15 protein-coding genes are annotated in these 13,342 nt (G+C 49.2%); 14 read left to right on the top strand and 1 reads right to left on the bottom strand.

Annotation, left to right across the window (positions count from 1 at the left end; translation table 11 throughout):
- Positions 1-9: 9 nt before the first annotated feature.
- The 9 genes from hisG (at position 10) to BMX58_RS02885 (ending at position 6,819) form a co-directional block, all read left to right on the top strand.
- Positions 10-627: an ATP phosphoribosyltransferase gene (gene hisG, locus BMX58_RS02925; protein ID WP_068621867.1), complete on the top strand. Its 618-nt coding sequence runs from the start codon at positions 10-12 to the stop codon at positions 625-627.
- On the top strand, positions 614-1,864 hold the full coding sequence (gene hisD, locus BMX58_RS02920) for a histidinol dehydrogenase (RefSeq protein ID WP_093088778.1): 1,251 nt from the start codon (positions 614-616) through the stop codon (positions 1,862-1,864). Before hisG ends, hisD begins: the two co-directional genes overlap by 14 nt.
- Entirely contained in the window at positions 1,861-2,859 is a 999-nt protein-coding gene (locus BMX58_RS02915) for a pyridoxal phosphate-dependent aminotransferase (protein WP_068621871.1), read from the top strand. The genes hisD and BMX58_RS02915 overlap by 4 nt, the downstream gene beginning before the upstream one ends.
- The gene (hisB, locus tag BMX58_RS02910; RefSeq protein WP_093088776.1) at positions 2,856-3,434 is read left to right on the top strand and encodes an imidazoleglycerol-phosphate dehydratase HisB; all 579 of its coding nucleotides are present in this window, start codon (positions 2,856-2,858) and stop codon (positions 3,432-3,434) included. The genes BMX58_RS02915 and hisB overlap by 4 nt, the downstream gene beginning before the upstream one ends.
- Complete coding sequence (gene hisH, locus BMX58_RS02905; RefSeq protein ID WP_068621874.1) at positions 3,431-4,006, top strand: imidazole glycerol phosphate synthase subunit HisH; 576 nt, start codon at positions 3,431-3,433, stop codon at positions 4,004-4,006. The genes hisB and hisH overlap by 4 nt, the downstream gene beginning before the upstream one ends.
- Complete coding sequence (gene hisA, locus BMX58_RS02900) at positions 4,007-4,711, top strand: 1-(5-phosphoribosyl)-5-((5-phosphoribosylamino)methylideneamino)imidazole-4-carboxamide isomerase (protein WP_068621875.1); 705 nt, start codon at positions 4,007-4,009, stop codon at positions 4,709-4,711.
- The gene (gene hisF / locus BMX58_RS02895; protein WP_068621876.1) at positions 4,708-5,472 is read left to right on the top strand and encodes an imidazole glycerol phosphate synthase subunit HisF; all 765 of its coding nucleotides are present in this window, start codon (positions 4,708-4,710) and stop codon (positions 5,470-5,472) included. Before hisA ends, hisF begins: the two co-directional genes overlap by 4 nt.
- A complete protein-coding gene (gene hisIE / locus BMX58_RS02890; RefSeq protein ID WP_068621877.1) occupies positions 5,465-6,106 on the top strand; it encodes a bifunctional phosphoribosyl-AMP cyclohydrolase/phosphoribosyl-ATP diphosphatase HisIE in 642 nt (213 codons plus the stop codon). Before hisF ends, hisIE begins: the two co-directional genes overlap by 8 nt.
- A 434-nt stretch (positions 6,107-6,540) precedes the next feature.
- The gene (locus tag BMX58_RS02885; RefSeq protein WP_068621881.1) at positions 6,541-6,819 is read left to right on the top strand and encodes a DUF503 domain-containing protein; all 279 of its coding nucleotides are present in this window, start codon (positions 6,541-6,543) and stop codon (positions 6,817-6,819) included.
- Positions 6,820-6,883: 64 nt separating this feature from the next.
- Here the strand turns inward: BMX58_RS02885 and BMX58_RS02880 are convergent, their stop codons facing one another.
- A complete protein-coding gene (locus BMX58_RS02880; RefSeq protein ID WP_068621883.1) occupies positions 6,884-7,642 on the bottom strand; it encodes a GNAT family N-acetyltransferase in 759 nt (252 codons plus the stop codon).
- A gap of 200 nt (positions 7,643-7,842) precedes the next feature.
- On the opposite strand from BMX58_RS02880, the gene BMX58_RS02875 reads away from it, so the two are divergent.
- From BMX58_RS02875 to BMX58_RS02855, 5 genes are all read left to right on the top strand, one after another.
- On the top strand, positions 7,843-8,880 hold the full coding sequence (locus tag BMX58_RS02875; RefSeq protein ID WP_068621885.1) for a DUF7309 domain-containing protein: 1,038 nt from the start codon (positions 7,843-7,845) through the stop codon (positions 8,878-8,880).
- Between the two features lie 178 nt (positions 8,881-9,058).
- On the top strand, positions 9,059-9,814 hold the full coding sequence (locus tag BMX58_RS02870) for a MurR/RpiR family transcriptional regulator (protein WP_068621887.1): 756 nt from the start codon (positions 9,059-9,061) through the stop codon (positions 9,812-9,814).
- Positions 9,815-10,066: 252 nt separating this feature from the next.
- A complete protein-coding gene (locus BMX58_RS02865; RefSeq protein WP_068621888.1) occupies positions 10,067-11,467 on the top strand; it encodes a glycoside hydrolase family 1 protein in 1,401 nt (466 codons plus the stop codon).
- 198 nt (positions 11,468-11,665) lie between these two features.
- Positions 11,666-12,976 (top strand): PTS sugar transporter subunit IIC, encoded by a 1,311-nt coding sequence (locus BMX58_RS02860; RefSeq protein ID WP_068621890.1) that lies wholly within the window; start codon positions 11,666-11,668, stop codon positions 12,974-12,976.
- A 67-nt stretch (positions 12,977-13,043) separates the two neighbouring features.
- On the top strand, positions 13,044-13,342 hold a 299-nt coding region (locus BMX58_RS02855), incomplete at its 3' end, for a PTS sugar transporter subunit IIB (RefSeq protein ID WP_131814026.1).

The raw sequence follows: 13,342 nt of genomic DNA, 5'->3' as shown, positions 1-13,342 counted from the left end.
AGGGAAAAAATGATTACCATCGCGCTATCAAAAGGCAGACAGCTTAAGGATTTCATCCAATATTTGGATGAAATCAACCTGACCGAATGGTCGACAGCATTGAAGTCCGTTTCTCGGGAATTGGTCATTCAGACAGAGGACATCCGCTTCATTTTGGTGAAGGGGGAAGATGTGCCTGTATATGTGGAGGAAGGGATCGCGGACTTGGGCATCACCGGAAGCGATATTCTGATCGAACAGAACTGCAACATCAACAATCTGATGGATCTGCCGTTCGGTTACTGCCATTTCGCCATCGCCAGCAAAGAGAAGAAGGATGTTTATCCAGTTGTTGCGACGAAGTACGTGAACTACACCAGACAATATTTCGATTCCATCAAGCAGCCAGTGAAAATCATCGCGCTGAAGGGGTCGGTTGAACTGGCCGCAACCATTGATATGGCTGATGCCATCATGGATATCGTCCAATCCGGCAAAACCCTGCATGATAACGGGTTGAGTGAACAAGTCCGGCTTGACGAAATCAATGCACGCCTTATTTCGAACAAGCATGCTTATTTCTCCAAATATGATGAAATCCAGACTATAATCAATCAATTGAAGGTGAAGGATAATGTACACAACTAAAACATTCAAAGAAGCATACAAAACCAAAAATACAATCGACTTTTCGAAGACGCAAGCCGTGATGGAAATCATCCAGACGGTCCAGGAAAAAGGCGATGCGGCTCTGTTCGAATACGCAAAACGTTTTGATGGGGCCGACATCACGGAATTGGAAGTGCCGCAGAGCGTCATCAAAGAAGCCTACGACACCTTGGATGCGGACTTGCGCGCCGCTCTGGAGGAAGCCCGCGACAACATCACGGTCTACCAGGAAAGCATCAAATGGCAGCAATCACCCGCGAGTGAGCTGTACCAAAAGATCCATCCGCTGAATAAAGTCGGCATCTATGTGCCGGGCGGCAAAGCGAGTTATCCTTCCACCGTGTTGATGACTGCCGTGTTGGCCAATGTAGCGGGCGTGAAGGAGACGATCGTTGTGACGCCGCCGCAAAAAACCGCCATCAACCAGGCGACGTTGGCTGCTTGCTACATTTGTGATGTCACGCACGTCTATCAGGTCGGCGGCGCTCAAGCCGTTGCGGCCTTGGCCTACGGAACGGAAACGATTCCGCGCGTCGACAAAATCGTCGGACCCGGGAATCAATATGTCGCCTTGGCGAAAAAATTGGTCTATGGGGATGTCGGCATCGATTCGATCGCCGGACCATCCGAAATCGTCGTAGTCGTCGACGAAACGGCGAACAACGAATGGGTGGCCGTCGACCTGCTGGCGCAAGCCGAGCATGATGAGTTGGCCCGCACTTTCCTTGTCTGCGACAACGAAGAAAAATTGGCTGCCATCGAAGCCGAATTGCTTGTCCAGAAAGCCAAACAAAGCCGCATCCAAGTCATCGACGAAAGCCTGAAGCACAACCACTTCCCGATTCTGACGAGCGGCAAGGAAGAAAACATCGAAGTCGTGAATCTGATCGCCGGCGAGCACGTCTCGATCCAGACAAAAGACGCCGAAGATTACATCGATGCCATCCAGACGGCCGGAGCGATCTTCATCGGCGAATATTCGCCGGAAGCAATCGGGGATTATGTTGCCGGTCCGAGCCATGTGCTGCCTACCGGAGGCAATGCCCGTTTTGCTAACGGCTTGTCCGTCAATGACTTCCTGCGCCCGAACTCTGTCCTGAACCTGAAAAAAGAAACGTTCCGGAAAATGGCTCCTGCCGGGATGCTGATCGCAACCGAAGAATCGCTGCAGGCCCACCACGATTCACTGGCCGTCAGAATGGGGGGCGACAAATGATCCGCATCAACAAAAATGAAAGTCCCATCCGTGCACTGACGGATGAAGAAATTGCGGAAATAGCCGTGGCGACGCGCTTCCAGGAATATACGGACGATGCCATCGACCGCTTGACGGAAGCGTACGCCGCTTTCCACGGCGAGGATCCCGCCCTGATCGCTTTTGCCAACGGATCGGATGAATGGATCCAGAAGTGCACGATTCTTTTGGGTGATGGGCCGATCCTGATGCTGGAGCCGGATTTTGTGATGTACGAAGAGTACGCCGCGCAATTCCAGCGCGAAATCATCAAAGTGCCTTGCCGAGCGGATTATTCCTTCGACTATGAGCAAGTGTATGCCGTCATCGAGAAGGAAAAACCTTCCTATTTTATTGTTTCGCAACCGAACAACCCGCTGGGGGGACTGCATCCTGCCGCGTTCATCCAAAAAACGGCGGACCTTTTGGCTCAGTACGGCGGCTATCTGATTTTGGATGAGGCCTATATGGATTTCGTGGACAATCCACCGGCTCGGCCGGTCGGCGACCATGTCATCCTTTTGCGTACTTTATCAAAAATCTACGGCTTGGCCGGATTGCGCATCGGCATCGCCAGTTCGACGGAGAAGACGATGCAGCTGCTGAACTCCATCGCCCATCCCTATCCGCTCAATACGCTGTCTTTGAGCATCGCGGCCTTTTTGCTGGAGCATCCGGAGAGGCTGCGTGCCTTTATGGCCGACCAGCGCCGCCTTTCCGCCAAATTGAAGAAAATCTTCAATGAAGAAGTCGGCGCTATCCTTTCGGTCCTGCCGAGCGAAACGAATTTCGTCTTCACTTACGGTGAATTGGCGCCTGCGTTGGGCCAATGGATCATCGACCACGGCTATCAGCCGCGTACGTATGAAAAATCAGGCATCCCGTGCATCGAAAAGGCCGTCCGTTATTCGATCGCCACGGATGAACAGCTGGATGCCTTAGCCGAAATCATCAGAGAATGGAGAGAACAGCTGTGAGCGTATCTAAAGAGCGTATTACCAAAGAAACGAAAATCGCCATCACCTTGAAAAGAGGGCTGGAGCCTTCCGTCATCAATACGGGTGTGGGCTTCCTGAATCATATGCTGGATCTGCTCGCTTTCCACGGCCACTTCGTTTTGGATGTGCAGGTGGACGGCGATACGGATGTGGACGACCACCACACGACAGAGGATGTCGGGATCGTCCTTGGGCAGCTGTTGGCTGAATTGGGTCAGGATAAAGGGGCGATCAACCGCTACGGTAGCGCATATGTGCCGATGGATGAAACTTTGGCCCGTTCCGTCATCGACATCAGCGGCCGCCCTTATCTGAGCTTTAATGCCGATTTTTCGAAAGAAAAAGTCGGCAGCTTCGATGTGGAGCTGGTGGAGGAATTCTTCCACGGGTTGGTCATCAATGCCCGCTACACGGCCCATATCGATCTGATCCGCGGCGGCAACACGCACCACGAAATCGAAGCCATCTTCAAAGCCTTTGCGCAAAGCCTGCGCATCGCGATGGCCGATTCGGATGTGCAGCGCTTGCCTTCCTCAAAAGGAGTGATCGAATGATAGCCATCGTTGATTATGGGTTGGGGAACATCGCGAACCTGACGAACGCCATCCGTTTTCTCGGTTATGAAACGATCCTGACGCATGATGAAGCGGAATTGCGCAAAGCGGATGTCATTGTCCTGCCGGGTGTGGGCCATTTCAAGGACGCCATCGAACGGATCGACGCAATCGGTTTGCGGGGACTCCTGACGGAATTGGAGCGGACAAAGCCGTTCATCGGCATCTGTCTGGGCATGCAATTGCTGTTCCAACACAGCGAAGAAGGCGATGTGGATGGACTGGGCTTTTTGCCGGGCGAAGTGAAATACATCGTCAGCGATCTGCCGGTTCCGCATTTGGGCTGGAACAATCTGCACTCGGATTATCCTGGTTTGGATAAGGATGTCTATTTCATCCATTCCTACAAGGTCGTGACCGACGAAAATGTCGTGGCTACGGCGGATTACAGCCAGGAAATCGTGGCGATCGTCCAAAAGGATAACGTCATCGGCATCCAGTTCCACCCGGAGAAGAGCGGAGATTACGGCCTGAAGATTTTGAACCAAGCTTTGCAAGGGGGATGGAAATAAATGATAGAGATTTGGCCGGCGATCGACTTGATCGACAACAAGAGTGTCCGCCTGACCGAAGGGGACTACGGCACGAAAGAGGAAATGCAGCGCACGCCGCAGGAAGCCATCGCTTTTTATGCGCAATTTGAACAAGTGAAACGCATCCATATAGTGGATCTGATGGGCGCTTTGAACCAAAAACCGGAAGAAACGCCTTTTATTGAGCAACTTTTGCAGCAGAGCCCATTGCCTGTCGAAATCGGCGGGGGTATCCGCTCCGAAGAAACCATCCAGCACTATTTCGATAAAGGCGCCAGCTATGTGATCGTCGGGACGAAGGGGCTGCAGGATCTGCCTTGGCTGGCGGAGATGACGGCGAAATATCCCGGCAAAATCTATCTGGGGCTGGATGCGAAAGGCGAACTGGTCGCCGTGAACGGCTGGACCGAAACGGGCCGCCAGACCATCTATGACGTCGTGGAAGCGACGAATCCGATGGCTTTGGGCGGCATCATCTATACGGACATCTCGAAAGACGGCAAGATGGCCGGACCGAACTTTGAGCTGACGGGCAAACTTGTCGAACTCTCGACCCACCCGATCACCGCATCGGGCGGCGTCCGCAGCATCGAAGACATCAAAAAATTGGAAGCTTTGGGTGTGGCGGCAGCGATCGTCGGCAAAGCGGCCAATACCGATGCCTTCTGGGAGGGCTTGGCATGATTAAGAAACGGATCATTCCCTGCCTGGATGTGAAGGACGGCACCGTCGTCAAAGGAATCCAATTCAAAGGCTTGCGCGATATCGGCGATCCGGTCGAATTGGCGAAGCGCTACAACGATTTGGGCGCGGATGAACTGGTTTTCCTGGACATCTCGGCAACCGAAACCGGGCATAACCTGATGATCGACGTCATCCGCAAAACGGCGCAGCAGCTGTTCATCCCGATGACGATCGGCGGCGGCATCAAATCGACGGATGACATTTCCCGCCTGCTGAATGCCGGAGCGGACAAAGTGAGCCTGAATTCGTCGGCGCTGGCGAATCCGCAGCTGATCAAGGAAGCGAGCGACAAGTTCGGCAGCCAGTGCATCTGCATCGCCATCGACGCGAAATGGGAAGCCGATAAGGAAGAATGGTATTGCTATACCCACGGCGGCAAAAAACGGACCGACATCAAGACGTTGGACTGGGTACAGCAAGTGGAGGCTCTCGGGGCCGGTGAATTGCTGGTCACCAGCATGGACTATGACGGCATGAAGCAGGGCTTCGATCACCGCCTGCTGAAGAAAATCCAAGCTTTGGTATCGATCCCGGTCATCGCTTCCGGAGGCGGCGGCAATGCCCAGCATTTCGCCGACCTGTTCAAGGAAACCGACGTATCGGCCGGATTGGCAGCTTCCATCTTCCATGATGAAGAAGTGTCAATCGCCGAAGTGAAACAATGCTGCACGAAGAATGGAGTGGATATGCGCAATGTCTAAATACGATGCACTGGTGCCTGATTTTTCGAAAGGGTTATTGACTGTCGTGCTTCAGCACTTTACGAACAAAAATGTTTTGATGGTCGGCTACATGAACGAAGAGGCCTTCGAATTGACGAAACGGGACGAGGTTGTCTGGTTCTTTTCCAGAAGCAAGGACCGTCTCTGGAAGAAAGGCGAGTCTAGCGAGCATTACCAGTTCGTGAAGGACATGTACCTGGATTGCGATCAGGACGCGTTGCTGATCATGGTCGATCCGGCAGGCCCTACTTGCCATCGCAACACGGAAAGCTGTTTCGATGTCCCGGTTGCCTTCGGGTTGGATGACCTGGAAGAGACCATCCGCCAGCGCGCAGTCGGTCATGACGAAAAGTCCTACACGAACTACCTGCTGGACAAGGGTACCGATAAAATCGCCAAGAAATTCGGCGAGGAGGCTTTCGAAGTCGTCATCGGGGCCAAAAACCACGACAAAGAAGAAGTGGCCAACGAAACGGCCGACCTGCTTTACCACCTGGGCGTACTCCTGTACGATCAAGGCGTCGACGTCGCCGATGTGACCAAAGTCCTTATCGAGCGCCATCAAAAGAAAAACAACTTCAAAGGCGAAAGAAGAGATGTAGAAGAATACTGAGAGTGTGATGATTCGCGTTTAGACACCCGTACGTTGGAGGCGCACTGTGACCGTACCGGTCAAGTACTCTGATGTCACAGTGCGACATCAGAGGGCCTCGCTGCGAGTCTCTTTGGATAACTTAATGATGCACTCATAAGCGATTAAAAATCGCAAGAGCCATGACAAAACGTTAGTGGTGTCTGCGAATCAGAACCGTTCTAGGATACGGTGAATCCCGTTTAGAAATCGAGCGCTAAGGGGGATAAACACTAAGCGGACGTTTTTTGTCCGCGTGGGGTTATCAACTTAGGCGGAAATTTCTGGGATCCAGAGTTCAACTACTGAGAGTGTGGTAACCGGAGCTGTCCCTTGACAGAAGGGACGGTTTCGGTTATTTTTTGTCGTGGAGAGATAATGTTTTTCTATATGATAATGAAAATGGGGCGATTGCGATGAAAGTGTTGGCTGTGGAATTGTACTTGCGGTTGTTTGACTCGTATTCATTGAAGGACAAGCGCAGCGTCGTGAAAAGTATCCTTGCCAAGATGCATCAGCGTTACAATGTCAGCATTGCGGAAGTGGCGGAGCAGGATATGCTGAACCAAGCGGTCATAGGCTTGGCGGTCGTCAACAGTTCAAGCTTGCTTTGCCGACAAATCGTGGATAAGATCATTGAGGAAATCGAAGCGAATTATCCGGTGGAAATCTACCAGATCAACGAAATCGAATGATGAAGAAACAACGCACTTGCAACCATCCGGCAATTTGCCGAGTGGGTGCTAGTGCGTTGCGTCATTATGGAAGGATCTTCAGGAATTCATAGCGGAAAGAAACGTAAGCGTAATTTTGGCGATTGTACATTTCGCGGGCCGTATCCGCTGCATCAGCCACCAAAAGGACGGTCTTTCCATCGGCATGCTCCATGACGAACTGCTGCAGCGCCGTTCCGATCCCTTTACCCAGGTGGTTTTTGGCAACATAGAAGTTGTCTATTTCGATGCTGTCTTCTTTCAGGTAGAGATCGATGGAACCGACCGCTTCACCGGAGCGGATGGCCACGATGGGGCAGAAATTCGGATTGGCGAATTTGGTTCGCGTGTAAGGTTGCTTTTGTTTTGCGAATGCCTCGCTGACTTCCAGATCGGCTTGAGTTGAGAATTCCAGATAGGCGTTGCGGTTATCGGCTCGCACCCAAGCCACTTTAAGGTCGGAAGGCGTTTCTGTTTTCGTCGGCAAAAAGGTTCCTGGAGGTGCCGCGTAAAGTTCCAGGACATCCAGACTGAAGTCGTTCGATCCGAGATAGGAAATGATTGGCTGCGGAATTTCGCAATCTTCCGGCCAGATGAATTTGATGAAATCCTGCCCTTGTTTTTGGTGCTCTGATTTCAGATAGGCTTCCGTTTCCACGAATTCAGCGTAGGTCGGTACGCGATGGAAAATAACATAATTCTCGATGTGCATAAAAAGCGCTTCTTCGTTGCGATGGTGCGCGTACAGAGAGGTTTCTTTGACTACGGACTTGCTGTGTTCGATATCCTGGAAAGAAAAGGTCATTTTCGGGCTCCTTAAAAAAGAAAAATTGATGCGAGGTTCAAGATATGATAGCATAGGAAAGGACTTTGTTTCAATAAGCTGAAACAGGATAAGCAGCCGGGGCCACTGCGGACAGGTGCCAAAAGAAGCGGTATGTTCGCCGGGTTCTGCGCTAATCTGGGCTTTCTGCTTATGCTTACGCAAGTAGATAGGAGATATAAATGAGAGATTATCAAAAAATGTACGAGAACATAAAGGCTTTCCATAAACTGAAGCCTTGGGAAACAATGAGAGACACAGATGTCGTTGGGATCAAATATTCCGATCGCAAGGAACCGGTGTTCTTTGCCTTGGACGGATTGGACGAGGACAGCATCGGACTGAGCGTCTTCAGGGATGTTTCGGAATACATCCTCTACTTGGATTTGTTGGAATCGGAGTTTACGGAAGTAGATGGCAACGGCGAATACACCGAGAAAATGAAAAATATCCGACTGGAATTTGTCGACCGCAACAAACTCCAGGAGATCGACTATCAGCGCATTCGCACAACGGACGTCAAATTCCGCGGCAAGCAAGCTTGGCCGGAAATTCTCGATTTTACGCCAGGCTTCACTCCATGGTCTGCCAACGAAGAGGACATTGCTCTCTTCGAACGGGTATTGGAGAGTTTCCTGGAAATGTTCCCTGTATACAGCAAGATGGACTTCGATAAGTCTTTTGCTGCGGATGATGTGCCGACGCGTTATTATTACCAAGCCGGCACCAAGGACAGTGTCTGGAAGTTGAAGGAAGAACACATCCTGTCATTCCTGACTGGCGGCGAATTGACAAAAGGGCCTTACGATCTGATGCTTTCGCAGTTCGAGATCCGCCGTCTGATGATGGAAAAGAAACAATTCCTGAAGAATACTTTTGAAATAGATTTGTTCTATTTGCCGCAACCGATCACTTTCAAAGAAGGGGACCGGCCGCGGTTTGTGAAGATGATGGCCATCGCAGACAAGAAGTCAGGAGAAGTTCTGCTGGCGACGGTGCTGACTTCCGATAAATCGCGCGACATCCAGTTCGAGTTGTACAAATATCTGTTCGAAGCGAAAGTATTTCCTGCAAAAATCGAAATGCGCGGCGACAGCGTGCTGGAAACCTACGAGATGTTGGTTCCCTTGTTGGATGAATTGGACATCCCGCACAGCGAAAAAAACAGATTGCGTAAAATCGAGGCATTCCGTAAAAGCCTTGCGGAAGATATCTTCTGAGCTGAAGCCAGGATTTTCTGAATAAAAAATCACGAAAAAACAAAACAATTTTGCAAACTGCAATAATTGTTTTGTTTTTTGTTTTTTTCAAAATAAATGGTAAAATGGTTGAGAAGAAAAGACTACGAACTAATGCACGCCTCAGAGCTTATTTTGTTCCACATAAAGGGGTTTTTCCGTGTTTAACCAAGAAAATGTGAAGTTACTGACGAATACAGAGTTAAAGGTGTATGAGTACATCGTGCAGCATACCCAAAAAGTCATCCGCATGAGCGTCCGCGAAATCGCGTCCGAAACACACGTGTCAGCAGCGACCGTAACGCGGACCATCAGCAAGTTAGGTTTCGAAAACATCTGGGAGTGCAAGCTGCATCTGAAGGAAATGGACAACCGCAAACACAATAAGAAAGTGTTTGAAACTTCCGAAATCGTCGAAGAGTTTTTCAGCCGTTCCATGCAGTCGGAATATGAAGAAAAAATCCAGGCAGCAGTCGAACTGATAGCCAATTCAGAAGTCGCACTCTTTTTTGGGATCGGGACGTCAGGGCTGATTGCCGCCTACGCAGCACGACAGTTTTCAAATCTGGGTCAAAGCACCTTCCACATCCAAGATGCTTATTACCCCTTCCATCTGATCAGCAGGCAGTACACGAACACCGTGGCTATCGTTTGTTCTGTTTCCGGCGAGACAGACATCACCTTAAGGAAGGTAGGTGACCTGAAGAGTCTGGGGAGCAAAATCATCAGCATCACGAATTCCTCCACCAATTCCTTGGCCAGACAATCAGAAATCAACCTGGCCTATCACTTGACACCTGAATACGTCGACGATGAGGTGAACGTCACTTCCCAATTGCCGGTTGTATTTTTGATTGAAACACTTGCAAGACGCAATTACAACTACATGCAACAAATGCGCAACAGCAAGCCTTAATGCGAGTTCAGACTGAAACGGAATGATTCTTTTTTGAAACAACATTCCAAAAACTGATTGTTGTTCCTTTACGAGGTGAAACTGTTTACATTTCGTTCACAAACTCTATAATAGGGTTAGATTGAAAAGCCGAAAGCGCATTCGAAAATGCGAAGCTGCTCTTTTTTAAAGAGAGTTTGCTTTGCGGATGGATGTAACCGCTTAAAACAGGTCGTCTTTCGGATTTGAGAACGAGGGGAAAGGAATGAGCGTATGTATCATAAAAAATTGAAACCGTTTAAAGAAGGTTTTTTATGGGGGTCCGCTACAAGTGCCTATCAGGTTGAAGGCGCTTGGAATGAAGACGGAAAAGGACCATCCGTTCAGGACGTGAAGGAAATCGTTCCGGATACATCCGATTTTAAAGTAGCCACTGATCACTACCACCACATGAAGGAAGACATTGCCTTGTTGGCCGAGATGGGATTCAAAACCTATCGCTTCTCGATTTCATGGTCGCGGGTCATCCCGGACGGTGACGGTGCAGTCAATCCGAAAGGTCTTCAGTTCTACAGTGATCTGATAGATGAATGCCTGAAATACGGAATCGAACCGTTAGTGACGGTTTACCACTTTGACTTGCCGCAAGGACTTGCCGAAAAAGGTGGCTGGGAAAACCGCGCCACAATCGATGCTTTTGTCCGCTATTGCGATGTCCTCTTCGACAACTTCGGGGACCGCGTCAAACTATGGCTGACGATCAATGAGCAGAATATGATGATTCTTCACGGGGCAGCAGTCGGAACAGGCGAAAGCACTTTGAAATCCTTGTACCAACAAAACCACCACATGCTAGTTGCGCAGGCATTAGTGATGAACAGTTGCCATGAAAAACTACCGCATGTGAAAATCGGACCGGCACCGAACATCTCAGCCGTCTATCCGAAATCGAACAACCCGGTGGACGTCCAAGCGGCCGATCTGTATACCGCAATCCGCAACTGGCTTTATCTTGATATGGCCGTTTATGGTGTCTACAATCACCAAGTTTGGGCTTACCTGGAGGAAAATGATGCTTTGCCTGACATGGAACCTGGTGACTTGGATATATTGAAATCCGCGGAATGCGATTTCATCGCCTTCAACTATTACAACAGCTCGACTGTCGAAGCCTATCCGGCCGGCACAGAACGCAAAGCAGGCAAAAAAGATCAGCAATTATCGGATAGCCAAGAAGGGTTCTTCGCAGGATCCGACAATGAGCATCTTCCTTATACAGAATTCGGCTGGCAGATCGACCCTACCGGATTCCGCACGACGATTAACCAAATTTACTCTCGTTATCGTAAACCCCTGATCGTTACTGAAAACGGTTTAGGCGGTATTGATAAGCTGGAAGATGGAAAGGTCCATGACAATTATCGGATCGACTATCTCCGCAACCATATCGAACAGATGAACCTGGCAGTCACGGATGGAGCAGATGTGTTCGGCTATTGCACATGGAGTGCAATCGATCTTATCAGCACCCACCAAGGGTTCCGCAAGCGTTATGGCTTTGTTTACGTCAACCGGGAAGACTTCGATCTGAAAGATCTGAAGAGATACCGGAAAGATAGTTTCTATTGGTATAAAGGAGTGATCGCGTCAAACGGGGAAAATCTGGAAGGTTAGAGGAAGCAAGCAAGAAAAAGTTTCTCGTGCCATCCGCTGTTGATAAAGAACGGCGAAATTTGAATGCGGGAAACGAAGGCCCATTGTTCTGATACTGACTGGCAGAATCCGAACAAGCAATCATATCGATTTATTTTACTGTTACCGAAGACGCTGAGCAGTCTTCAAGAGTGTTCCTAACAGAGGAGGATTATTATTATGGATAAATTCTTAGATACATTACAAGAAAAATTAGGACCAATCGCTTATAAATTAAACGAAAACCGTTACCTTTCCGCAATCAAGAGCGGGTTCTTCGGAGCAATGTCCCTGCTGATCATCGGTTCGATTTTCCTATTGTTCGCAAACTTGCCGATTCCGGGTTATGCCGACATGATGGCAGGCATCTTTGGTGCCAACTGGACGCAATTCTTCATGGTACCTTACAACATGACCATGAACATCATGACGCTGTTTGTTATGATCGGTATCTCCCAAGACTTATCGAAACACTATGACTTGGATGATCTGGCAGGAATCATCTACGGTATCGTCGGCTTCCTGATCTTGACTCCAACAATCTTGAGCACAGAAAATGCATCAGGGATCCCAATGGGCAACTTGAGCGCCAGCGGTTTGTTCCTTGGCATGATGAGCGCCATCTTCGCAGTCGAAATTATGCGGTGGGTATTGGCTCGCGGTTGGAAACTGAGCATGCCTGATTCCGTTCCGTCAAACGTTGCAAAATCATTCGACGCGTTGATCCCTGGATTATTCATCATCCTGATCTTCAACATCTTGCGCATGGTGTTCGCTTTGACACCTTACGAAACAGCTCAATCGTTCATCTTCGAAATCATCCAAGCACCACTGACCAGCTTAGGTGCAACATTACCGGCAACTGTCTTGGTACTGATTTTGGAAACACTTTTGTTCTCATTCGGTCTTCACGGTCCAAACATCTTGGGTGCTGTAATGCAACCGATCTGGTTGACTCTGACTGCGGAAAATGCGGATGCTTACGCTGCTGGTGCAGAATTGCCGAACATCGTCAACTACCAGTTCTACGCTAACTTCATCAAAATCGGTGGTGCCGGTTCAACTTTAGGTTTGGCATTGTTGTGCTTATTCGTAGCCAGATCTTCCCAATTCAAAACACTCGGGAAATTGGCAATCGGACCTGGCTTGTTCAACATCAATGAGCCTTTGATCTTCGGTATGCCGATCGTGTTGAATCCGATCTTGATGATTCCGTTCATCTTGACTCCAGTAATCTTGGCAATCCTTACTTACATCGTAATGAGCATCGGATTGGTTCCTCTTACTAACGGGGTTAACATTCCTTGGACAACTCCTCCTGTATTCTCTGGTTTCTTGATCAGCGGATGGAGAGGTGCTGTATGGCAAATCATCGAAACAGTCATCAGTGCTGCAGTCTTCTACCCATTCTTCAAAATCGAAGACAACAAAGCTTACAATGTTGAAATCGGTGAACTTGAAGCAGATGCTTCAGGCAACGTAGTAGCGTAATAACATAGCGTCACAATGAGCCCCTTCGATAGGGGCTCTAATTAGATATAAGGATGGAGAGAATAATATGGCAGAAAAAACAATCATGTTGGTATGTGCAGCTGGAATGAGCACCAGCTTACTCGTATCAAAAATGCAAAAAGCAGCGGCAGCGCAAGGCTTGGATGCTGAAATCTTCGCAGTATCCGCTTCTGAAGCGGACGCAAACTTGGCCAAGAAAAAAATTGATGTCCTGATGTTGGGGCCTCAAGTCAAATACATGAAGAAACAATTCGAAGACAAAGTTGCCGGCACCGACACAAAAATGGATGTCATCAACATGCAGGACTACGGCATGATGAACGGCGAAAAAGTATTGAAAACAGC

This window comes from Trichococcus ilyis, from assembly GCF_900109135.1.
Taxonomy (GTDB): domain Bacteria; phylum Bacillota; class Bacilli; order Lactobacillales; family Aerococcaceae; genus Trichococcus; species Trichococcus ilyis.
This window is presented reverse-complemented; position numbering and strand designations above follow the sequence as displayed.

Coding starts and splice junctions, on each gene's coding strand:
- hisG (WP_068621867.1), top strand. CDS start 10: ATGATTACCATCGCGCTATCAAAAGGCAGACAGCTTAAGGATTTCATC.
- hisD (WP_093088778.1), top strand. CDS start 614: ATGTACACAACTAAAACATTCAAAGAAGCATACAAAACCAAAAATACA.
- BMX58_RS02915 (WP_068621871.1), top strand. CDS start 1,861: ATGATCCGCATCAACAAAAATGAAAGTCCCATCCGTGCACTGACGGAT.
- hisH (WP_068621874.1), top strand. CDS start 3,431: ATGATAGCCATCGTTGATTATGGGTTGGGGAACATCGCGAACCTGACG.
- hisA (WP_068621875.1), top strand. CDS start 4,007: ATGATAGAGATTTGGCCGGCGATCGACTTGATCGACAACAAGAGTGTC.
- hisF (WP_068621876.1), top strand. CDS start 4,708: ATGATTAAGAAACGGATCATTCCCTGCCTGGATGTGAAGGACGGCACC.
- hisIE (WP_068621877.1), top strand. CDS start 5,465: ATGTCTAAATACGATGCACTGGTGCCTGATTTTTCGAAAGGGTTATTG.
- BMX58_RS02885 (WP_068621881.1), top strand. CDS start 6,541: ATGAAAGTGTTGGCTGTGGAATTGTACTTGCGGTTGTTTGACTCGTAT.
- BMX58_RS02880 (WP_068621883.1), bottom strand. CDS start 7,642: ATGACCTTTTCTTTCCAGGATATCGAACACAGCAAGTCCGTAGTCAAA.
- BMX58_RS02875 (WP_068621885.1), top strand. CDS start 7,843: ATGAGAGATTATCAAAAAATGTACGAGAACATAAAGGCTTTCCATAAA.
- BMX58_RS02865 (WP_068621888.1), top strand. CDS start 10,067: ATGTATCATAAAAAATTGAAACCGTTTAAAGAAGGTTTTTTATGGGGG.
- BMX58_RS02860 (WP_068621890.1), top strand. CDS start 11,666: ATGGATAAATTCTTAGATACATTACAAGAAAAATTAGGACCAATCGCT.